Origin of the sequence: Nocardia amikacinitolerans NBRC 108937, from assembly GCF_001612615.1 — a bacterium.
Taxonomy (GTDB): Bacteria; Actinomycetota; Actinomycetes; order Mycobacteriales; family Mycobacteriaceae; genus Nocardia; species Nocardia amikacinitolerans.
Window position 1 is genome coordinate 33,389 of sequence record NZ_BDAU01000047.1, and the last position, 20,431, is coordinate 53,819.

Consider the following 20,431-nt stretch of genomic DNA (forward strand, 5'->3'; position numbering starts at 1 on the left):
GTCTGAACGCCGTCTTCGAGCAACGGTACGGTTATCCGTCCAGTGTAGAGCAGTGCGGCTGCGGGACAGAGCAGTTCGTTGAACAGTCATGAAACCGGAATAGGGCGCTCGGTTTCGAAGCCGAGCGCCCTGGGTCGTTGTGGGCGAGCGTCGCGCCGACCGCCTCAGTCCGGCACGTTGGCCCCGTGGCCCAGATCCCGCAGCGCCTGCTTGATCTTGGCCTGCGCCTCGTCCAGCGACTCGGGCGACGGGTTCGGGTCCGCGCCGGAGATATTGAAATCGCCGAGGCTGTAGGCCGGGAAGACGTGCACGTGCAGGTGCGGCACCTCGAGGCCGGCGATGAGCAGACCGGCCCGCGGCGCGTCGAACGCGGCGCGCACCGCCTTGCCGATCTGCTGCGCGACGCCGTTGAGCCGCGCGAAGGTCTCGGCGTCGATGTCCTGCCAGTGGTCGATTTCCTTGCGCGGCACCACCAGCGTGTGGCCTTGGGTGACCGGCGCGATGGTCAGGAAGGCGACGAATTCGTCGTCCTGCCATACGAATCGACCAGGGATCTGACCTGCGATGATCGCACTGAAGACGGAAGCCATATCCGCAGCGTAGTCCGCGGACGGCCGCGCGCTACACCGCCACGAAGTGCGACAGGATGCCCTGCACCTCGTAGATGTCGACCTGCCGGTTGAACCGCTTCTGCACCGGCTCGTGCGTGCCAGCGATCCAGATGACGAGCTCGGCGTCCAGATCGAAGGTGCCCGCCGTCTCCACCGCGAAGTGCGTGATCGAGCGGTAGGGGATGCTGTGGTAGCTCACCTTCCTGCCGGACAGGCCCTGCTTGTCCACCAAGATCAGCCTGCGGTTGGTGAACAGGAGGGCGTCGCGCACCAGCAGGTAGGCGGAGTAGATCTGCTCGCCGTTGCCGAGCAGCTTCGCGTACTCCTGCTGTGCCTGGCCGGGATCTATGCGCCCGGCGTTGCCCATCAGTCCGTCGATCAGACCCATGATCTGTACGTCCTTCGCGGTGGGAAGAGGCGGGTCGGCGGATGGTCCGAACCCTCCCCACCCATGATCCACGCGACGCGGTCGCGAGGGGTGAAAGGCGACAATCGAATTCGCGATCGGACGGCGAGCGGTTGCCGAACGCTGGGCGAACGGCCGCCGAACGCGAGCCGACCAGAAGGCCGATGCCCGACGAGGCGGGTAGTCGCTTCACCTAAGCTGTTGGCCGTGCGCGTACTCGTCATCGGTTCCGGAGCCCGTGAACATGCCCTCGTCCTCAGCCTGCGCCGCGACCCCGCGGTGAGCGCGCTCTACGCCGCGCCGGGCAACGCGGGCATCGCGCAGCACGCGCAGGTGCGTCCGGTGGACCCGTCCTCGGCCGAGGCGGTCGTCGCGCTGGCCACCGAGCTGGCCGCCGACCTCGTGGTGATCGGGCCCGAGGTGCCGCTGGTGCTCGGCGTCGCCGACGCGGTGCGCGCGGCGGGTATCGCCTGCTTCGGCCCGTCGGCCGCGGCTGCCAGGATCGAGGGTTCCAAGGCCTTCGCCAAGGACGTGATGACGGCGGCCGGCGTGCGGACCGCGCACAGCGAGGTCGTCGACAACCCCGCCGAGCTGGACGCGGCGCTGGATCGTTTCGGACCCACCTGGGTCGTCAAGGACGACGGTCTCGCCGCGGGCAAGGGCGTCGTGGTGACCGCCGACCGGCTCGCGGCCCGCGATCACGGCGCGGAACTGCTCGAACAGGGTCACCCGGTGCTGCTGGAGTCGTTCCTCGACGGGCCGGAGGTTTCGCTCTTCTGCCTGGTCGACGGCGAGACCGTGGTGCCGCTGCTGCCCGCGCAGGATCACAAGCGCGTCGGCGACGGCGACACCGGCCCGAACACGGGCGGCATGGGCGCGTACACGCCGCTGCCCTGGCTGCCCGAGGAGACCGCCACCGCCATCGTCGAGGACGTGGTGAAGCCGGTCGCCGCCGAGATGGTGCGCCGCGGCTGTCCGTTCTCCGGTCTGCTCTACGCCGGTCTGGCGATCGGCGCGGCCGGGCCTGCGGTGGTCGAATTCAATTGCCGCTTCGGCGATCCCGAGACCCAGGCGGTGCTCGCCCTGCTGGAGAGCCCGCTCGGCGAGCTGCTGAACGCCACCGCCACCGGCACTCTCGCCGAGGTCGCGCCGCCGCGCTGGCGGGACGGCTCGGCCGTCACTGTGGTTGTCGCCGCCGAGAACTACCCGGGCCGTCCGCGTCTCGGTGACGTGATCACCGGTGTCGGCGAAGGCGCGCCCGACGACGCGGCCGTGCTGCACGCCGGGACCGCGCAGCGCGAAGACGGCGCGCTGGTCTCCTCGGGCGGGCGCGTGCTGAGCGTCGTCGGCGTCGGCGCCGACCTCGCCGAGGCTCGCGCCAAGGCCTACGACCGCATCGCCTCGATCAAACTCCCCGGCAGCCACTACCGCACCGATATCGGCCTCGCCGCCGTCGAGAACCGGATCGCAGTCCCCAACCGATAAGTCGGCCGCTTCGCAGGGCAATCACGCTGTTCGCAGAGGGTGCACACCCTCTGCGAAGCGTGAAAAAGTTGTGCGAAGCGAGGCCCGCCACCCAGGCACACCCGGCGAAGATGCCTGCACCACAGATCTTTCACACGCTTCACATAGGCACCGACTGTGTGAAGCGTGCGAAAGGTCTGTGAGCTTCGTGCCGTTGGTCAGAAGTTGAGCCCGCGCAGCGCCAGCCAGGCACGCGGGTCGACGTGGCGGCCGCCGACGATCACTTCGAAGTGCAGGTGCGGGCCGGTGGAGTCGCCGCGGTTGCCCATGCGGGCGATCTGCATGCCCGCCGGGACGCGTTCGCCGACGGAGACGAAGAAGTCGTACATGTGCCCGTAGACGGTGATCGAGCCGTCGTCGTGGCGGATACGCACCCACAGGCCGAATCCCTGGGCCGGGCCCGCGTCGATCACAGTGCCGTTGGCGACGGCGTAGATCGGGGTGCCGATGGGCGCGGCGATGTCGATGCCGTTGTGGAAAGTGCCCCAGCGCGAACCGAATCCGGAGGTGAAGGTGCCGCGGGTCGGCAGAACGAAACCGCCGGCGCCGGGCAGGATCGAGCCGGGCGGCAGCGGTGCGGTGCCACCCATCCAGGGCTGCCATTCGCCCGCGGCGGCCGCGGCGGCTTCGGCCTTGGCTCGCTCCAGAGTCGCTCGCGCCGCGGCGGCGACAACGGCCTGTTCGCGCCGCCGCTCGCCGCTGGCGATGGCGTTGAGATAGCGGCGCACCGAGGGCGGCGTCGATTGCATTTCCTGGGGATGGGCGAAGAACACCCGCATGGCTTCGTCCGGGCCAGGGTCGCGGTGGCTGACGCCCCAGTCGAACGGTGTGTCGGCCCCCGCGAGCACCAGTGTCGCGGCCAGCCCGGCGATCAGCACCCGATGCTTGCGCAGCAGCGCCCGATAGTCCTGCCGCTTCTGTTCGGTCCACAGTTCCCGCAGGTCGGGTCTGGGGCGGCGACGCAGTTCGGCGAATTCGGTGCGGGCGCGGCGGAGTAGGCGGCGCGGGTCACGATCGGACCGCTCCCGCACCTTGGCACGCCAATCCGGTGGAATGACGCCGATGCCACCCACTCCGCGTACCCGATCGAGCCCCGCGCGGCGAGCCTTTTCAAGCATTACGCCGACCTTAGCGGTGCGCGCGGGCCGCAGGCGCGGATGTGGGCAGGTGTCGGCCGAGAAAGCTCTTCGACGAAAGCCGAGCGTTGGCGACCTGCCGTCGAGCGCGAGGGTCTACCGTCTGTCGGGTGTCAGGAGAATCTCGCCGGTCGACCATTCCACCTTTCTACGTGATGGATGTCTGGAAAGCCGCCGCGGAGCGCGCCCGAACCCACGGCGACGTGCTCGTGCTCGCGGCCGGTCAGCCCTCGACGCCCGCTCCCGCCCCGGTGCTGCGCGCGACCAAAGCCGCGATCGACGCCGAATTGCTCGGCTACACAGAGACTTTCGGCATCCTGCAGCTGCGCGAGGCGATCGCCGAGCACCACTTGGACACCTACGGCTACCACGTGGACCCCGACGAGGTGGTGGTGACGACCGGGTCGTCCGGCGCGTTCACCCTGATCTTCCTCGCCGCCTTCGACGCGGGCGACACCGTAGTGGTGGCCCGGCCCGGCTACCCGGCCTACCGCAACACGCTCACCGCCCTGGGTTGCCGGGTGGTCGAATTGGACTGCGGCCCCGAGACCCGCTTCCAGCCGACCGTCGCCATGCTCGAAGCGCTGCCCGAGCCGCCCGCCGGTCTGGTCGTCGCCAGCCCGGCCAACCCCACCGGCACCATGATCACCCCGGCCGAGCTGGCCGCACTCGCCCGCTGGTGCGACACGCACGGGACGTTGCTGATCTCCGATGAGATCTATCACGGCATCACCTACGAGACCCCGGGCTCGGCGGCGCAGACCTCCTCCGCGTGGGAGACCTCTCGCGAATCCGTGGTTATCGGCTCGGTGTCCAAGTACTTCTCGATGACCGGCTGGCGGCTCGGCTGGATGCTCGCGCCGAGCAGGCTGCGGCCCGCGCTGCAGCGGCTGGCCTCCAATATGACGGTGTGCCCGCCCGCCGTCTCCCAGTACGCGGCGCTGCACGCCTTCGGCGCCGAGGCCAAAACCGAGCTCGACGGCCACGTCCAGCGTTACGCGGTGAACCGGCGGCTGCTGCTGGACGGCCTGCCGAGGCTGGGCATCACCGAGCTGGCGCCCGCCGACGGCGCGTTCTACGCCTACGCCGACATCGGCCACCTGACCGACGATTCGCGCAAGTGGTGCGCCGAAGTGCTCGAGCACACCGGAGTGGCCTTGGCGCCCGGCATCGACTTCGACACCGTGGCCGGGCATCGCACCGTTCGCTTCTCGTTTGCGGGCGCAACCGCGGATATCGAAGCGGCGCTGCTCCGGCTCGGCTACTATCTGGGCGCCTGAACCTCAAGTCCGACAACAAGTTTCCACAGTTCGGCACCGGGAACGCCCAGATGAGGTAAAACAACGATTGCTGGCTTTCGACTCTCGATTTCGCACGGATGAACTGATGACGACTGGCACGATGGCACGGTGATAACCGCGACGACCCCGAAAGGCGAACGGCGTCGCCAGGCTCTGGTAGCGGCCGCCGCCGAGTTGTTACTCGAAGGCGGATTCGATGCGGTGCGGCATCGCTCGGTTGCCACGCGCGCGGATCTACCGCTCGCCTCGACCACGTACTACTTCGAGTCCCTGGAAGACCTGATCGCCCGCGCGGTCGAGTTCAGTGGGAACGCGGAGCTGGACGCGATGCGCCGCAGGGTCGGCGAGGTGAGTCACCGCCGCCGCGGCGCCGAGGCGACCGTCGACCTGGTGCTCGACCTGTTGGTCGGCTCCGACGGACCCGACGAGGGCGCGCGCGGTCAGCTGATCGCCCGCTACGAGCGTTCGGTGGCCTCGGCGCGACATCCCGAACTACGCGAGGTCCAGCTACGGCTGCGCGCGCAACTCGACGAGCTGCTCGCCGACGTGCTGCGGCGCTCGGACCGGATGGTGCGGCCCGAACAGCTACGCAGGTTGGTCGCGGTGGTGGACGGCGCGGTGGTCGCGGCGCTGAGCGAAAGCAACCCGGAACCCCGGCGGATGGCGCGCGGCGCGCTGCTCGAGGTGATCGATATCGTCGCCCCGGCGACGCCGCAGCAAGCGGACAGGTTCCGAGCACTAGACTGACCAGACGTGAGTCTCGTCCCGAATGTCCTCGCCACCCGTTACGCCAGTCCCGAACTGGTGCACCTGTGGTCGCCGGAGCACAAGATCGTGCTGGAACGGCGGCTGTGGCTGGAGGTGCTGCGGGCACAGTCGGAGCTCGGCATCGACATCCCGGCCGGGGTGATCGCCGACTACGAGCGGGTGATCGACCACGTCGACCTCGCCTCCATCGCCGAGCGCGAGCGGGTCACCCGCCACGACGTGAAGGCGCGCATCGAGGAGTTCAACGCGCTGGCCGGCCACGAGCACGTGCACAAGGGCATGACCAGCCGCGACCTCACCGAGAACGTCGAGCAGTTGCAGATCCGGCTCTCGCTCGAGCACGTGCACGCGCACGGCGTCGCCATCGCGGCGCGGCTGGCCGAGCGGGCCGCCGAGTACCAGACCGTGGTCATGGCGGGCCGTTCGCACAACGTGGCGGCGCAGGCCACCACGCTCGGCAAGCGTTTCGCCTCGGCCGCCGACGAGCTGCTGATCGCGCTGACCCGGCTGCGCGAGCTCATCGACCGCTACCCCCTGCGCGGCATCAAGGGGCCGATGGGCACCGCGCAGGACATGCTCGACCTGCTCGGTGGCGACTCGGCCAAGCTGGCAACCCTGGAACAGCAGGTTGCCCGGCATCTCGGTTTCGCGACGGTGTTCACCAGCGTCGGCCAGGTGTATCCGCGATCGCTGGATCACGACGTGCTGTCCGCGCTGGTGCAGGTTGGCGCGGGCCCGTCCTCGTTCGCGCACACCATTCGCCTGATGGCGGGACACGAGCTGGTCACCGAGGGCTTCCAGCCCGGGCAGGTGGGCAGCTCGGCCATGCCGCACAAGATGAACACCCGGTCCTGCGAGCGCGTCAACGGTCTGCAGGTGGTGCTGCGCGGGTACGCCTCGATGGCCGCCGAGCTGTCGGGCGCGCAGTGGAACGAGGGCGACGTGTTCTGTTCCGTGGTGCGCCGAGTCGCGCTGCCGGACGCGTTCTTCGCCATCGACGGCATGATGGAAACGTTCCTCACCGTGCTCGCCGAATTCGGCGCGTACCCGGCCGTCATCTCCCGCGAGCTCGATCGCTACCTGCCGTTCCTCGCCACCACCCGCATCCTGATGGCGGCGGTGCGCGCGGGCGTCGGCCGGGAGACCGCGCACGAGGTCATCAAGGAGCACGCCGTCGCCGTCGCCCTCGCCATGCGCGAACAGGGCCGCGAGCCCGACCTGCTCGACCGCCTCGCCGCCGACCACCGCCTCCCCTTGGACCGCACGGCCCTCGACACCGCCCTCGCCGACAAGTCCGCCTTCATCGGCGCCGCGGGCGCCCAAACCGCCGACGTCATCGCCCAGGTCCAAAAACTCGTCGACACCTACCCCGAAGCCGCCCGCTACACCCCCTCCCCGATCCTGTAGAGCCCGTAGCGATCTCGGCGCAATTCGCTCGTGTGAGCGATAGCGAGCGGGTATCGTCCTGCGGTGCCCATCCACGCCTTCGTCGACGAGTCGGTTCGTCGAGATCGGTACCTGTTGTGTGCTGCGCTGATTCCCGCGGGTCGGGTTCCGCAGGCGCGGAGCCTGGTCCGCGAATTCTGCCTCCCCGGGCAGCGGCGCTGGCATTTCGCCAAGGAACCGGATCAGCGGCGGCGCCACATTCTGTCCGCCATGAAGCGATCGGGCACCGCGAACGTGGCGATGTTCGAGGCACGCGGCGTCGAGGTCCGGGCTCGGCACGAGTGCCTGACCGCACTGCTGACCTACCTCGTGGATATTCGTGCCGAGCGTTTGATCGTCGAGTCGAGGGAAGCTCAGGATCAGCGTGATAGGCACACCATCGCTGCGGTTCTACACAAGGCTTCGGCTGAGCTGCCATACGCGCACGTACCGCCGCACAACGAGCCGGGACTGTGGTGGCCGGACGCGATCGCGTGGGCGTTCGGAGCAGGCGGGGCGTGGAAAACGCTCGTGCTTCCGATGGTTCAGCTTCATCGAAAGGTCGAAGAGCCCTAGATAGCGCGAAACCCGACTGCCCACCGTCCGGAGAAGAGTCGGGTTCACTTCCCCTAGCTAGTGCCGGGGGCTGCCCCAATTGTACTGCACCGTTGCACTGACGCAACGTAATTGCGTTCATCGATATCGTTGGCGCTGCCAAGGTGAAGAGGCGTGGAATTGCGCGAAACCCGGCTGCCCACCGTCCGGTGAAGAGCCGGGTCCACGCGGAACGCAGATGCTGGTCGTCCGGCCAGGACCTGCGCCCACTTCCTCCGGCTAGTGCCAGGGGCCGCTTGATCCTACGAGCAGGCGTCATCGCGGTACACCGAATTGATTGCGCGGGGCGCCGGGCCCGTCGAGCGGGGCATGCGCTGGCTCGATGGCGGCGGTGGGGCGGTTAGGGTGCGGGGATGGATCCGTACTCGATATTCGCCGACATCATTGCCGGGCGGGCGCCGGCTTCCAAGGTGTACGAGGACGACGATGTCGTCGCGTTCATGGACATTCGGCCGATGACGCCTGGGCACTTGCTTGTGGTGCCGCGGGTGGCGGCGCGGTGTTTGGCGGAGCTGGATCCGGTGATCGGGGGCAAGCTGTTTCAGGTGGGGCAGCGGCTGGCGGGGGCGCTGCGGGCGAGTGAGGTGGGGTGTGACGGGGTCAATTTCTTTCTCGCCGATGGTGTGACGGCGGGGCAGGAGGTGTTTCACGTGCACCTGCATGTCATTCCGCGCACGCCGGGTGACGGGTTCGGTCTGCGTGGGCGGCCGACCACCCCGCCCCGCGCCGACTTGGACTATCTCGCAGGCTCCATCCGCGGGGCACTGGCGCGCGCCGGAGGTCTGTGACAGGTGGGGCCGCGTGAAATCCATTACGTACTGGGCAGTTTGCTGTAAAAGAGCCGAGATCTCGGATCCCTTCCGCAACTCCATGGACTGAGTTACGTTGTATCCCAGTTTCACGCGGTGATGGAGGGTGGGACGTGCGGCGTACCAGAGTTGCTGTTGCAGTGCTTGCCAGCGCGATCGCCATGCTCGGGCTGCTGGTCGCCGCACCGGCCCCCGCCTCCGCCGCCCAGATCGTGCGGATCGATTCCCTGAGCCCGACCCGTTCCTCGGTCTTCATCGATTCCCCGGCCATGGGCCGAACGGTTCAGGTTCAAGTGCTGCACCCGGCGGGCGGCCGCGCCAGGCCCGCTTATTACCTGCTGGACGGGCTCGACCCCGGCGTCGGCCAGAGCACTTGGACCAACGCGACCGACGCCGAGGCGTTCTTCCGCGGCAAGAACGTCAATGTGGTGTTGCCCGTGGGCGGCCAGGCCAGCTACTACACGGACTGGCAGCAGGACGACCCGCGCTTCGGCCGCTACAAGTGGGAGACCTTCCTGACCCGCGAACTGCCGCCGCTCATCGACGAGAACTTCGACGGCAACGGCGTCAACGCGATCGGCGGACTCTCCATGGGCGGCACCGCGGCCTTCATCCTGGCCGCCCGCCACCCGCACCTCTACCGCGCGATCGCGGGTTACAGCGCCTGCCCGGACACCGGGTTGGCCACGGGCGGCGTCATGTTCTCGATCGCCAACCGCGGCGGCAACCCGATCAATATGTGGGGCGCGCCGGGCACCAGCGCGTGGGCCGAGCACGACCCCTCGTTGCTGGCGGAGCGCTTGCGCGGCAAGACGATCTACCTGTCCACCGGCACCGGCGTCCCCGGTCCGCACGAGACGGAGATCAAGCCGCAGCTCGCCGAGAACGTCTTCCTCGGCGGCCCTGTCGAGGTGGGTATCAACACCTGTGTGATCACCTTCGAGCAGCGCCTGCGCAGCTTGGCCATTCCGGCCCGCATCGATTACAGCCCGGTCGGCACCCACTCCTGGTCCTACTGGCAGGACACACTGCACGCCTCGTGGCCAACCATCGGCTCGGCCATCGGCGCCTGACCCGGCGCTGCCCACCTACGCCCGGGACAACACGCTCTCCGACCAGGCCGGATAGTCGGTGTAGCCCTTCGCGCCCCGCCCGTAGAGGCCTTCCTCGCGGATCGGGTTCAGCGGCAGGTCACGCGCGATCCGTTCCACCAGATCGGGATTGGCGAGGAACGCCCGCCCGAACGAGACGAGATCTGCTGTGCCGGCCCGCAATACGGCTTCCGCTTCCGCGGCGGTGGTCGGCTCGCGGTTCTCGCCGATGTTCGCGATCAGCGTGCCGCGCCAGCGCGGGCGCAGATCGGTCAGCGCCGGGTAGTCGTGGTTGTCGATGAGGTGCAGGTAGGCCAGTTCACGACGATCCAACTCGGACACCAGCTTTCGGTACAGCTGCGCAGGATCGGCCTCGTACATGTTGAACTGCGGATTGCCCGGCGAGAGCCGAATGGCGGTGCGGCGCGATCCGATCGCCTCGGCTACCGCGTCGACGATTGCCAGCGGCGCCCGCATCCGGTTGTCGATCGAACCGCCGTATTCGTCCGTGCGTCGGTTGGTGTTGTCGGCGAGGAACTGGTGGATCAGATAGCTGTTGGCGCCGTGGATTTCGACGCCGTCGAAGCCCGCGGCGATCGCGTTGCGTGCGGCGGCCGCGTACTGGCCGATCACCGCGGCGATGTCGGCGTGACTCAACTCTCGCGGTCTGATCGGATCGGCTTTGCCGCCTTCGATCAGATGTACCCGGTCAGGATCGAGCACCGGGGAAGGTCCGGCGGGCCAGGATCCGTCGATGCGGCCGCGCGGATGGTTCTTGCGTCCGCCGTGCATCAGCTGCGCGAAGATCCGCCCGCCCTCCGCGTGCACCGCGTCGGTGACCCGCCGCCATGCGCTGACGTGGGCTTCGGTTTGCAGGCCGGGCGCCCACGCCTCGCTCTGGCCGGTCGAATGCGGCCAGATGCCTTCGGTGATGATCAGCCCGGCGGTGGCGCGCTGCGCGTAGTAGTCGACGACGTCGGGTGTGGGGGAGCCGTCCGGCAGCGAACGCAGGCGGGTCATCGGGGACATGACGATCCGGTTCGGCAGGGCGAGTTCGTGGTCGCGGTAGGGCGTCAGAAGTTGCATAGGAGGTACGCTAGAAGCTGACATCAATGTCAGGTCAAGAGCTCGAGGAGTGACGTGCGCATCGGTGAACTGTCCGAGCGAACCGGGGTGAGCGTCCGGTCGCTGCGGTACTACGAGGACAAGGGCATGCTGGCCGCCGCCCGCAGTTCCGGCGGGCAGCGCGAGTATCCGGAGGTGGCCGTCGAGCGAGTGCACCGGATCCAGGAGATGTTCGCGGCGGGGCTGACCAGCGACACCATCGCCGAACTGCTCCCGTGCATCCACGACACCGACGGCTCACCCAGCGCCGAGGCCACCCCGTTCCTGGTGGAGAAGCTGACCGAGGAGCGGGCCAGGATCGACCGCGCGCTGCGCGACTTGCATCGCACCTGCGAGGTGCTCGACGGCGTCATCCGCGCGGCGGGCGGCGAGGCGCCGCCCGCGGAGTTCCATCGCGCGGGGGATTCGACGACCCGCAAGTAGGGTGGACCGCATGTCTGTCGAAAGTGCGGTGGCGGCCCCGATCGCCAAGACGGTGCCGACCGAGCGGGTCCATCACGGCGACGTCTTCGTCGACGAGTACGAGTGGCTGCGGGACAAGGAGGATCCCGAGGTCATCTCCCACCTCCAGGCCGAGAACGCCTACGCCGAGGCGCAGACCGCGCACCTGCAGGACCTGCGCGAGAAGCTCTTCGAGGAGATCAAGTCGCGCACCCAGGAGACCGACCTCTCGGTGCCCACTCGGATGGGCGAGTTCTGGTACTACTCGCGCAGCTACGAGGGCAAGCAGTACGGCGTGCACTGCCGCTGCCCCATCGATGCGCAGGCCGAGGGCATCGACGCGTGGACTCCGCCGCGACTCGAGGTCGACACCGAGATCCCCGGCGAACAGGTGCTGCTGGACAGCAACGAGCTGGCCGCGGGCCACGCCTACTTCGCCCTCGGCGCGTTCTCGGTGAGCCACGACGGCAACCTGCTCGCCTACTCGGTCGACACGGTCGGCGACGAGCGCTACACCCTGCGCTTCAAGGACCTGCGCACCGGCGAATCGCTCGCCGACGAGATCACCGGCACCGCGCCGGGCGCGACCTGGTCGCTGGACGGCAGCCACGTCTTCTATCAGACGGTCGACGAGTCCTGGCGCCCCGACACCGTGTGGCGGCACCGGCTCGGCACCGCGACCGAGGACGACGTGAAGGTCTTCCACGAGCCCGACGAGCGCTACTGGGTGAGCATCGGCTCGACCCGCTCCGAGAAATACCTGATGATCTGGGTCGGCTCCAAGATCACCACCGAGGGCTGGGTGCTCGAATCCGACGACCCCGAGGGCGATTTCCGGATCATCATGCCGCGGCGCGAGGGCGTCGAATACTCGGCCGAGCACGCCGTGATCGGCGGCGAGGACCGTTTCCTCATCCTGCACAACGACGTCGTGGACGGGGTCAAGGCCGAGAACTTCGTGCTCGCCGAGGCGCCCGTCGCCGACCCGTCGAACCTGACACTGCTCATCGGCCACCGCGACGACGTGCGGCTCGAGGACGTCGACGCGTTCGCCGATCACCTGGTGCTCAGCTACCGCCGCGAGGCGCTGACCAGGGTCGCGGTCTGGCCGCTCACCGAGTCCGGCTACGGCGAGCGGCGCGAACTCGAATTCGATCTGGAGCTCTTCGCTGTCGGCTCCGGCGCGAACCCGGAGTGGGCCCAGCCGACCCTGCGCATCGGCCTGACCTCGTTCATCACCCCGATGCAGGTGTTCGACTACGTGCCTGCCACCGGCGCGCTGCTGCTGCGCAAGGAGCAGCCGGTGCTCGGCGGCTACGACGCGAACGACTATGAGCAGCACCGGGATTGGGCGGTCGCCGACGACGGCACCCGAATCCCGATCTCGCTGGTGTGGAAGAAGGGCGCGGTCCCCGAGGGCGAGCCGAAGCCGCTGCTGCTCTACGGCTACGGCTCCTACGAGGCCAGCATGGACCCGTCCTTCTCGGTCGCGCGGCTCTCGCTGCTCGATCGCGGCATGGTGTTCGCGGTCGCGCACGTGCGCGGCGGCGGCGAGATGGGCAGGCTCTGGTACGAGAACGGCAAGACGCTCACCAAGAAGAACACCTTCACCGACTTCGTCGCCTGCGCGCGGCACCTGATCGACACCGGTAGGACCGCGCCCGATCGGCTGGTCGCCGACGGCGGCAGCGCGGGCGGGCTGCTGATGGGCGCCGTGGCGAACCTGGCGCCGGAGCTGTTCAAGGGCATTCTCGCCAACGTGCCGTTCGTCGACCCGCTGACCTCGATCCTGGACCCGTCGCTGCCGCTCACCGTCATCGAGTGGGACGAGTGGGGTAACCCGTTGGCGGACAAGGACGTCTACGAGTACATGAAGTCCTATTCGCCGTACGAGAACGTCGAGGCCAAGGACTACCCGGCGATCCTCGCCGTCACCAGCCTGAACGACACCAGGGTGCTCTACGTCGAGCCCGCCAAGTGGGTGGCCAAGCTGCGCGCGACCAAGACCGGCGACGCGCCGCTGCTGCTCAAGACGGAGATGAGCGCGGGCCACGGCGGCGTCAGCGGGCGCTACGAGAAGTGGAAGGAAGTGGCGTTCGAGCACGCCTGGGTGCTCGACACGGTGGGCCTCGCCGAGAGGTGAACGCCGGGGGGCGTAGCCCGGTCGCCGACGGTGCTTCGGTTGTTCGTCCCCTGGTCATGCTCGCTGCACATGAATGACACCTGCGTCGGGCACCGTTGGTTCATGAACGCTGAGCTGATCGTGTCCGTGTCGGGTATTCGGGACACCACTCGAGACGCCGCGATCGAATTCGCCGCCGAGATGGATCGTCGCGACGTGCGGTTGTCGCTGCTGGTCGCGCCGCGGTTGAAGGGCAAGTACCGGCTGGTCGACGACCTGGCGACGCAGGCATGGCTGCGCGGCAGGCGGGCCCGCGGCGACGCCATCGTGCTGCACGGCTACGACCAGGCGGCGACCAAGCGGCGCAGGGCCGAGTTCGCCACGCTGCCCAAGCACGAGGCCAAGCTGCGGCTCACCGCGGCCGACCGGGTGCTGGAGCAGGTCGAACTGCGCACCCGGCTGTTCGCCGCGCCGCGCTGGGACGCCTCGGCGGGCGCCATCGCCGCGCTGCCCGAGACGGGTTTCCGGCTGGCACTCGGGCTCACCTCGATCCTCGACCTGGAGCGCAACGCGGCGCAGAAGTCGCGCGTCTACGGCATCGGCGAAGGCTTCCGCGCCGAGCCGTGGTGGTGCCGCGCCCTGGTGATGGGCGCGGCGAGGACCGCGCGGCGCGGCGGCGTGCTGCGCTTGGCGATCTCCGGGGCGCAGTTGCAGCGTTCGGGTCCGCGCCTGGCGATGGTGGACGCGGTGGATCTGGCGCTGTTCCACGGCGCGGTGAGCGATGTGTATCGGTGGGAGCCGTTCGACCTGGTGCGCGCGGCCTGAAGGTCGCGGGCCGAGGTACGCCCGCCGCCGGGAATGGCGATCGATGGCGGCGGGCGTACCTCAGTCCGGGGGCTTCCCCCGGCGGGTTTATGTCGTGGGCTTGTTGCCAGGGACCTTGGGCTTCGCGTTGTGGGTGAAGCCGCCCGCTTCCGCCCTGCTCAGCGAGACCTTCATCGGGTGGCTGGCGAGCTGCCGCACGCTGCGGTCGATGTCGGCGAGCAGCAGGTCCACCATGTCGTGGGTGAAGCCGTGCCGGATCACCGCCCGCATGACCGTCTCCGATCCGCGGTCGGGCGGCAGCGGGTAGGCGGCGATCAGCCAGCCTCGGGTGCGCAGCCGATCGGACAGGTCGTAGAGGTTGAAGCCGGGCGAGCCGGTCAGCCGCCAGCACACCGCCGCGATGCCGCGATTGGGATCGCCGTCGTGGATCAGTTCGAACCCGTCGAATTTCGCCAACCCGGCCGCCAGGTGCCCGGCGACCCGGTAGATCGCCTCCTGCAACCGCGTGTAGCCGAGCCTGCCGAGCCGGATGAAGTCGTAGTACTGAGTGATCACCTGCCCGCCGGGGCGGGAGAAATTCAGGTTGAAGGTGGCCATGCTGCCGCCGAGGTAGTCGACGTCGAAGATCAGCTCCGCGGGCAGATCGTCGGCCGTGCGCCAAATGGCCCAGCCCGCGCCGAGCGGGGCGAGACCGGTCTTGTGGCCGGAGGAGTTGATCGACTTCACCCGTTCCAGGCGGAAGTCCCACACCACGTCGGGTGCGGTGAACGGGGCGAGGAAACCGCCGCTCGCCGCGTCCACGTGCAGCGGGATGTCCGGGCCTTTCGCTGACTGGAGATCGTCGAGCGCACGCGCGATGCCCGCGACGTCCTCGAAAAGCCCTGTGTAGGTCTGCCCGAAATTGGCGACCACCATGATGGTGTTCTCGTCGCAGTGCGCGGCCACGTCGTCGGGGTGCATGGTGAGCCGGTCGCCGCGCAACGGCACCTGGCGAATCTCGACGTCGAAATAGCGGGCGAACTTCTCCCAGCAGACCTGCACGGGCCCGCAGACGAAGTTCGGCGTGCCCGAGCCGCCGCGCTTGCGCCAGCGGAACTTGGCGGCGAGTCCGCCGAGCATCGCGGCCTCGCTGGACCCGGTGGTCGAGGTGCCGAGCGTGGTCGCGGGATCCGGGGCGTGCCAGAGGTCGGCGAGCATCCGCGCGCAGCGGCGCTCCAGCTCCGCGGTCTGCGGGTATTCGTCCTTGTCGACGATGTTCTTGTCCAGCGACTCGTTCATCAGTCTGCGCGCCTGGTCGTCGACCCAGGTGGTGCAGAAGGTGGCGAGGTTCATCCGCGAGACGCCGTCGAGCAGCAGCTCGTCGTGCACGATCTGATAGGCGACCTGCGGAAGTACTTCCTTGTCCGGGAAGCTCTCTTTCGGCGCGGGATGGTCGATCGCGGGCAGTGCGAACAGATCGTCGAATTCCGGTTCAACGGGCATCAGGGCCTCCCAGCAAGGCTGCTCATAGATTGCCGCGGCTCGGGTGTCGACCCATTCTGCAATGGTTCGCTTGTACAAGCGGGCAATTCGAGACGGCCAGGCGTTTGCTGGACAGACACTCGAGGTTCGGCGGATAGGTCCGACGCAGTACGGGTCGGACCGGAGAGCGCCGATGCCCGAGCCTGGATCGAGCGAGCACTAACGGCGCGCCTGGCCCCGGCAACCGCCCGGTGAACAGTGATCGCGATACGGTGATCGCCGTCGAATCGGCTCCCGCGCGGTGCGCGAATCGGATCCAGCGCCGTGCGGACCGGCTCGGCACCAACCTCGACGAGGTGCGAACGACCCGACACGACGAAGCGAGGCCGCTGCCCATGACTTCCGACGATCCGCATACCGCCGACCTGCGCTCGCGCGTCGCGGCGCTGATGCCGCAAGCCGAACGCGATCTCGCGCAATTGGTTTCGTTCAAGTCCGTGGCCGACGCGCGGCAGTTCCCCGCCGAGGAGTGCGAGCGCGCCGCGCAGTGGGTGGCCGACGCGTTCGCCGCGGTCGGGCTGACCAAGGTCGGGTTGCACGAGACCCCGGACGGCAGCAAGACCGTCATCGCCTCGCGTCCCGCGCCGCCGGGTGCGCCGACCGTGCTCCTCTACTGCCACTACGACGTGCAGCCGCCACTGGACGAGGCCGCGTGGCGGACGCCCGCCTGGGAGCTCACCGAGAAGGACGGTCGCTGGTACGGGCGCGGCGCGGCGGACTGCAAGGGCAACATCGTCATGCACCTGACGGCCCTGCGTGCCATCGGTTCCGAGCTACCCGTCGGCGTCATCCTGGTCGCCGAGGGCTCGGAGGAGCAGGGGACCGGTGGTCTGGAGAAGTTCGTCGTCGCCAACCCGGATCTGTTGCGCGCCGACGCCATCGTGATCGGCGATTGCGGCAACTTCGCGGCGGGCGTGCCGACCTTCACGGAAACCCTGCGCGGCAACGTGAATGTGCTCGTCACGGTGGAAACCCTTGCGGGACCGCTACATTCGGGCATGTTCGGCGGCGCGGCGCCGGACGCGCTCGCCGCGCTGATCCAGGTGCTCGCCACGTTGCGCGACGTCGACGGCAACACCACCGTCGCCGGGCTGGACAACCGGCAGACCTGGGACGGGGTGCAATACGATTCCGAGCGCTTCTGCAACGACGCGGGCGTGCTCGCGGGCGTCGAGCTCTCCGGCGACGGTACCGTCGCCGAAATGCTCTGGGCCCGACCGGCTCTCACCGTGCTCGGGATCGACGCGCCGCGGGTGGTCGGCTCGACGGCGGCGATCCAGCCGGCCGCCCGCGCCCGGTTGAACCTGCGCATTCCGCCGGGCATCACGCCCGAGCACGCGCACAGCGCCCTGGTCGCCCACCTGGAGGCGAACACTCCGCTGCACGCGAAGCTCACCATCGAGCTGGAGGGCGAAGGAGCGCCGTTCCGCTCCGCGAGCGGCGGCCCAGCCCGCGCGGCCATGGACGCCGCGCTGGCCGCCTCCTACGGCCGGCCCACCACCACCCAGGGCCAGGGCGGCTCGATCCCGCTGTGCAACGTCTTCGCCGACACCTACCCCGACGCCGAGATCATGCTGATCGGCGTCGAGGAGCCGAAGTGCCTGATCCACGCCCCCAACGAAAGTGTGGACCCCTCCGAAATCCAACACATGGCACTGGCGGAAGCCATCTTCCTGACCAGCTACGGTCGCGACTGAAGGTTGCCCGCACCGTGCGTGACGGGCTGGAGGTGACCTTCGGTCGGCCGTCGTTCAGAATTCGCGCTGGTTCTCCGGTTCGAGGACGGTGAATTCGGTTCCGTCGGGACCCATTTCGGCGAGTCGGCCGAAGTAGATGCCGCGGGCGTCGGGCTGGATGATGCCGTAGTGGATGGGTAGTGCGGTGCGCGGGGCGACGGCGCGCAGGTAGTCGACGGCCTCGCTGATCCGCATCCACGGCGCGGCGGCGGGGATGGCGAGCACGCCGACCTGGACCGGCGGCACCCAGAGCGAGTCCCCGGGGTGCACGAGCTGGGCGGGGTCGTCGGCGGTGCCGAGCTGGAAGACGGTGTTGTCGATGACCGGGATGTCCGGATGGATCACCGCGTGCCTGCCGCCACCTCCGGTGATCTGCAGGTCGCCGAGCCGAAGCACGTTGCCCGCGTGCACGGCCTCCCACCGCCCGCCGCGCTGGGCCGCGGTCTGCGGATCGGACAGCACCCTGGCCTGTGGATTGGCCTCGAGCAGCGCGTCGATGCGGTTCGGGTCGATGTGATCGGGGTGCTGGTGGGTGACGGCGATGGCGTCCAGGCCGGTGATGCCCTCGAAGCCGTGCGAGAACGTGCCCGGATCGAAGAGCACCTTCGCGCCGTGCAGCTCGACGAGGATGCAGGAGTGGCCGAAATGGGCTATACGCATTCCGCCATGCTATTGGCAGCGTGTCGATTTTCACCCGACCCCGCAGGTAGCTCGCCCACCCTGAGCAACTAGGCTGCTCAGGTAACCCCCCACACCACCTGAGGAGCAACGCGTGGCACGAGTCGTGGTCGAGGTGATGCCGAAGGCCGAAATCCTGGATCCGCAGGGGCAGGCCATTGTCGGCGCGCTCCCGCGCCTGGGATTCGCCGGGATCGGTGATGTGCGGCAGGGCAAGCGATTCGAGCTCGAGGTGGACGAGAGCGTCAGCGACGCCGAGCTCGAGCAGATCGCCGAAGGCCTGCTCGCCAACACCGTGATCGAGGAGTGGAAGGTGGTTCGCCTCCCATGACGGCGCGCATCGGGGTCATCACCTTTCCCGGCACGCTCGACGACGTCGACGCCGTGCGCGCGGTGCGTCTGGCCGGCGCCGAGGCGGTCAACCTGTGGCACGCCGACGCCGATCTGAAGCAAGTCGACGCAGTCGTCGTGCCAGGCGGCTTCTCCTACGGCGACTACCTGCGCGCGGGTGCCATCGCCAGGTTCGCGCCGGTGATGGGCAAGGTCGTGCAGGCCGCGGGCCAGGGCATGCCGGTGCTCGGCATCTGCAACGGCTTCCAGGTGCTGTGCGAGGCCGGTCTGCTGCCCGGCGCGCTGACCCGCAACGAGGGTCTGCACTTCATCTGCCGCGACGAGTGGCTGACCGTCGAGTCGGTCTCCACCGCGTGGACGTCCCGCTACGAGCCGGGTGCGCAGATTCTTGTCCCGTTGAAGTCCGGCGAGGGCCGCTACCAGGCCTCGGCCGCCGTGCTCGACGAGCTCGAAGGCGAGGGCCGGGTGGTCTTCCGCTACTCGGGCGACAACCCGAACGGCTCGCAGCGCGGCATCGCGGGCATCGCCTCGGCCAACGGCCGGGTCGTCGGTCTCATGCCGCACCCCGAGCACGCCACCGAGCCGCTGACCGGCCCGAGTGACGACGGTCTCGGACTGTTCCTCTCGGTGCTGGACACGCTGGTCTCGGCCTGACGCGACACTACGGCCCGGGTTGATCCAGGCTCCCGCATCGGGAAGCCGGTCGATCCGGGCCGTTTCGCGTTTCGGCACCCACAGCCGGATGATCCGGCGCCGTTTCGCTTTCCGCGTCGGGAGCCGGGCTGTCCGAGTGGTTCGTGTTCGCGGCTCACCAGATCCGGTCTGTCCGGGTGGTCCGCGGCTCACCAGATCCGGTCGATGATGTCGAACTCGACGCCGTCGGCCCTTGCGAGATAGCCGGGCTGGATCGCTTGGTTGCCGACGAATCCCCGTGGGCCGCCCGGTGTTTGGAAGTGCACGCCGTCGGCGAGCGCGCGTTGCAGGCTCGGCACGTCCAGCGATCCGACGGTCTCGGCCAACCCGCGCAGCGCGTGGATGGCCTCGTAGGTCGCGTTGCTGAAGGTGGTGAGGGCGGGCGCGAAGCTGCCGTGCATCCTGCGATAGCGGGCCTTGCGGTCCCTGCCGTCGGTGAGCTTCTCGTTCAGGAAGAAGCTGGACGGCACGTAGAGATTGTGGTTGGCGCCCGCGCCGCCCGCGAGCAGCACGTTCTCGTCGGCGGCCGGGCTGACCCGCACCTGGTCGGCGGCCCGGCCCATGGCGCAGAACTGGCGGTTGAACCGCGAGACGTCCGCGCCGACCATCAGGATGATGACGCCCTCGGCGCGGTCCAGATCCGGGTGCAGCAGGAATTCGCCGAAGCTCGGCGTGCCGAGCGGGACGAATCGTTCCAGCACGATGGCATCCGGGTCGATCAGGCTGCGCCGCACCGCTTTCGCCGTCTCGCGCGGCCAGATGTAGTCGTTGCCGATGACGGCCCAGCGGCGCACGCCGAGTTCCCTGCCGAGCCAGCGCACCGCGGCGACGGTGTGGCCCGCCGGGTGCTCACCGACCAGCAGCACGCCGGGCAGTTCGTCGGGCAGACCTTCGTGACTGACCGCGAACAGATACGGCACCCGACCGTCGTTCGCCTTGGCCACCGCCCGCCGCACCGCGGAGGTGTGCCAGCCGGTGATCGCGTGCACCATGCCGGTGGCAAGCAGCGCGGCGACCTCGGTCGCTACCTCCGCGGGCGGCCTGCCGCCATCGATATTCGTGGTACGAATTTCGCGACCCAGAATTCCGGCGCCCCGGTTGATTTCGGACGTGGCCAGCGAAATGGCGGCATCGCAGGAAGGCGCGAAGATACCGCCTGGCCCCTGCATGGGAACTATGTTCAGGATCTCTATCGTGCCGTCTGGGCTCTCGCCGACCGCTGACATTCGGGTACTCTTCTTCTGGTTCGAACG

General features: G+C 68.8%; 20 protein-coding genes. 13 read left to right on the forward strand and 7 right to left on the reverse strand.

The genetic code is table 11. The annotated features are described in order from the left end of the window. Positions 1–164: 164 nt before the first annotated feature. The gene (locus NAM01S_RS29000) at positions 165–590 is read right to left on the reverse strand and encodes an HIT family protein (RefSeq protein WP_067791296.1); all 426 of its coding nucleotides are present in this window, start codon (positions 588–590) and stop codon (positions 165–167) included. Positions 591–621: 31 nt separating this feature from the next. After that, entirely contained in the window at positions 622–999 is a 378-nt protein-coding gene (locus NAM01S_RS29005; RefSeq protein ID WP_067791298.1) for a PH domain-containing protein, read from the reverse strand. A gap of 225 nt (positions 1,000–1,224) precedes the next feature. Here NAM01S_RS29005 and purD point away from each other — a divergent pair, with 225 nt between their 5' ends. Continuing rightward, complete coding sequence (gene purD, locus NAM01S_RS29010; RefSeq protein ID WP_067791360.1) at positions 1,225–2,502, forward strand: phosphoribosylamine--glycine ligase; 1,278 nt, start codon at positions 1,225–1,227, stop codon at positions 2,500–2,502. A 197-nt stretch (positions 2,503–2,699) separates the two neighbouring features. Here purD and NAM01S_RS29015 read toward each other — a convergent pair whose 3' ends face one another. Continuing rightward, positions 2,700–3,659, reverse strand: coding sequence for a M23 family metallopeptidase (locus NAM01S_RS29015; RefSeq protein ID WP_067791299.1), 960 nt, complete (start codon positions 3,657–3,659; stop codon positions 2,700–2,702). A 128-nt stretch (positions 3,660–3,787) separates the two neighbouring features. Between NAM01S_RS29015 and NAM01S_RS29020 the strand changes: the two genes are divergently transcribed. From NAM01S_RS29020 to NAM01S_RS29045, 6 genes are all read left to right on the forward strand, one after another. After that, the gene (locus NAM01S_RS29020) at positions 3,788–4,957 is read left to right on the forward strand and encodes a pyridoxal phosphate-dependent aminotransferase (RefSeq protein ID WP_218018475.1); all 1,170 of its coding nucleotides are present in this window, start codon (positions 3,788–3,790) and stop codon (positions 4,955–4,957) included. 129 nt (positions 4,958–5,086) lie between these two features. Next, positions 5,087–5,725 carry a TetR/AcrR family transcriptional regulator gene (locus tag NAM01S_RS29025; protein WP_067791303.1) on the forward strand — a complete coding sequence of 213 codons (639 nt, stop codon included), beginning with the start codon at positions 5,087–5,089 and terminating at the stop codon, positions 5,723–5,725. Between the two features lie 6 nt (positions 5,726–5,731). After that, the gene (purB, locus tag NAM01S_RS29030; protein WP_067791305.1) at positions 5,732–7,153 is read left to right on the forward strand and encodes an adenylosuccinate lyase; all 1,422 of its coding nucleotides are present in this window, start codon (positions 5,732–5,734) and stop codon (positions 7,151–7,153) included. 63 nt (positions 7,154–7,216) lie between these two features. Further along, positions 7,217–7,747, forward strand: coding sequence for a hypothetical protein (locus NAM01S_RS29035; protein ID WP_067791307.1), 531 nt, complete (start codon positions 7,217–7,219; stop codon positions 7,745–7,747). A 392-nt stretch (positions 7,748–8,139) separates the two neighbouring features. Next, positions 8,140–8,574 carry an HIT family protein gene (locus tag NAM01S_RS29040; protein ID WP_067791309.1) on the forward strand — a complete coding sequence of 145 codons (435 nt, stop codon included), beginning with the start codon at positions 8,140–8,142 and terminating at the stop codon, positions 8,572–8,574. A 134-nt stretch (positions 8,575–8,708) separates the two neighbouring features. Continuing rightward, complete coding sequence (locus NAM01S_RS29045; RefSeq protein WP_067791311.1) at positions 8,709–9,668, forward strand: alpha/beta hydrolase; 960 nt, start codon at positions 8,709–8,711, stop codon at positions 9,666–9,668. A 15-nt stretch (positions 9,669–9,683) separates the two neighbouring features. On the opposite strand, the gene NAM01S_RS29050 is transcribed toward NAM01S_RS29045, so the two are convergent. Then, a complete protein-coding gene (locus tag NAM01S_RS29050; RefSeq protein WP_067791313.1) occupies positions 9,684–10,772 on the reverse strand; it encodes an alkene reductase in 1,089 nt (362 codons plus the stop codon). A 54-nt stretch (positions 10,773–10,826) separates the two neighbouring features. Here NAM01S_RS29050 and NAM01S_RS29055 point away from each other — a divergent pair, with 54 nt between their 5' ends. From NAM01S_RS29055 to NAM01S_RS29065, 3 genes are all read left to right on the forward strand, one after another. Further along, positions 10,827–11,234 carry a MerR family transcriptional regulator gene (locus NAM01S_RS29055; protein WP_067791315.1) on the forward strand — a complete coding sequence of 136 codons (408 nt, stop codon included), beginning with the start codon at positions 10,827–10,829 and terminating at the stop codon, positions 11,232–11,234. Positions 11,235–11,244: 10 nt separating this feature from the next. Continuing rightward, positions 11,245–13,395 carry a S9 family peptidase gene (locus NAM01S_RS29060; protein WP_067791362.1) on the forward strand — a complete coding sequence of 717 codons (2,151 nt, stop codon included), beginning with the start codon at positions 11,245–11,247 and terminating at the stop codon, positions 13,393–13,395. A 102-nt stretch (positions 13,396–13,497) separates the two neighbouring features. After that, complete coding sequence (locus tag NAM01S_RS29065; RefSeq protein WP_067791365.1) at positions 13,498–14,199, forward strand: DUF2334 domain-containing protein; 702 nt, start codon at positions 13,498–13,500, stop codon at positions 14,197–14,199. A gap of 87 nt (positions 14,200–14,286) precedes the next feature. On the opposite strand, the gene gad is transcribed toward NAM01S_RS29065, so the two are convergent. Further along, positions 14,287–15,681: a glutamate decarboxylase gene (gad, locus tag NAM01S_RS29070; protein WP_067791317.1), complete on the reverse strand. Its 1,395-nt coding sequence runs from the start codon at positions 15,679–15,681 to the stop codon at positions 14,287–14,289. A gap of 374 nt (positions 15,682–16,055) precedes the next feature. On the opposite strand from gad, the gene NAM01S_RS29075 reads away from it, so the two are divergent. After that, positions 16,056–17,417, forward strand: coding sequence for a dipeptidase (locus NAM01S_RS29075; protein WP_067791367.1), 1,362 nt, complete (start codon positions 16,056–16,058; stop codon positions 17,415–17,417). Between the two features lie 54 nt (positions 17,418–17,471). Here the strand turns inward: NAM01S_RS29075 and NAM01S_RS29080 are convergent, their stop codons facing one another. Continuing rightward, positions 17,472–18,116 (reverse strand): MBL fold metallo-hydrolase, encoded by a 645-nt coding sequence (locus tag NAM01S_RS29080; protein ID WP_067791319.1) that lies wholly within the window; start codon positions 18,114–18,116, stop codon positions 17,472–17,474. A 112-nt stretch (positions 18,117–18,228) separates the two neighbouring features. Here NAM01S_RS29080 and purS point away from each other — a divergent pair, with 112 nt between their 5' ends. Further along, positions 18,229–18,465, forward strand: coding sequence for a phosphoribosylformylglycinamidine synthase subunit PurS (purS, locus tag NAM01S_RS29085; RefSeq protein ID WP_067791321.1), 237 nt, complete (start codon positions 18,229–18,231; stop codon positions 18,463–18,465). Next, positions 18,462–19,139 (forward strand): phosphoribosylformylglycinamidine synthase subunit PurQ, encoded by a 678-nt coding sequence (gene purQ, locus NAM01S_RS29090; RefSeq protein WP_067791323.1) that lies wholly within the window; start codon positions 18,462–18,464, stop codon positions 19,137–19,139. Before purS ends, purQ begins: the two co-directional genes overlap by 4 nt. 188 nt (positions 19,140–19,327) lie before the next feature. Here the strand turns inward: purQ and NAM01S_RS29095 are convergent, their stop codons facing one another. Continuing rightward, positions 19,328–20,404 carry a substrate-binding domain-containing protein gene (locus tag NAM01S_RS29095; protein ID WP_067791325.1) on the reverse strand — a complete coding sequence of 359 codons (1,077 nt, stop codon included), beginning with the start codon at positions 20,402–20,404 and terminating at the stop codon, positions 19,328–19,330. Between the last annotated feature and the right edge of the window lie 27 nt (positions 20,405–20,431).

What these genes read in the sequence shown, in the direction of transcription:
- NAM01S_RS29075 (WP_067791367.1), top strand. Translation starts at nt 16,056, where the DNA reads ATGACTTCCGACGATCCGCATACCGCCGACCTGCGCTCGCGCGTCGCG.
- NAM01S_RS29005 (WP_067791298.1), bottom strand. Translation starts at nt 999, where the DNA reads ATGGGTCTGATCGACGGACTGATGGGCAACGCCGGGCGCATAGATCCC.
- NAM01S_RS29065 (WP_067791365.1), top strand. Translation starts at nt 13,498, where the DNA reads ATGAACGCTGAGCTGATCGTGTCCGTGTCGGGTATTCGGGACACCACT.
- NAM01S_RS29015 (WP_067791299.1), bottom strand. Translation starts at nt 3,659, where the DNA reads ATGCTTGAAAAGGCTCGCCGCGCGGGGCTCGATCGGGTACGCGGAGTG.
- NAM01S_RS29000 (WP_067791296.1), bottom strand. Translation starts at nt 590, where the DNA reads ATGGCTTCCGTCTTCAGTGCGATCATCGCAGGTCAGATCCCTGGTCGA.
- NAM01S_RS29095 (WP_067791325.1), bottom strand. Translation starts at nt 20,404, where the DNA reads ATGTCAGCGGTCGGCGAGAGCCCAGACGGCACGATAGAGATCCTGAAC.
- NAM01S_RS29050 (WP_067791313.1), bottom strand. Translation starts at nt 10,772, where the DNA reads ATGCAACTTCTGACGCCCTACCGCGACCACGAACTCGCCCTGCCGAAC.
- gad (WP_067791317.1), bottom strand. Translation starts at nt 15,681, where the DNA reads ATGCCCGTTGAACCGGAATTCGACGATCTGTTCGCACTGCCCGCGATC.
- NAM01S_RS29080 (WP_067791319.1), bottom strand. Translation starts at nt 18,116, where the DNA reads ATGCGTATAGCCCATTTCGGCCACTCCTGCATCCTCGTCGAGCTGCAC.
- NAM01S_RS29060 (WP_067791362.1), top strand. Translation starts at nt 11,245, where the DNA reads ATGTCTGTCGAAAGTGCGGTGGCGGCCCCGATCGCCAAGACGGTGCCG.
- purQ (WP_067791323.1), top strand. Translation starts at nt 18,462, where the DNA reads ATGACGGCGCGCATCGGGGTCATCACCTTTCCCGGCACGCTCGACGAC.
- NAM01S_RS29040 (WP_067791309.1), top strand. Translation starts at nt 8,140, where the DNA reads ATGGATCCGTACTCGATATTCGCCGACATCATTGCCGGGCGGGCGCCG.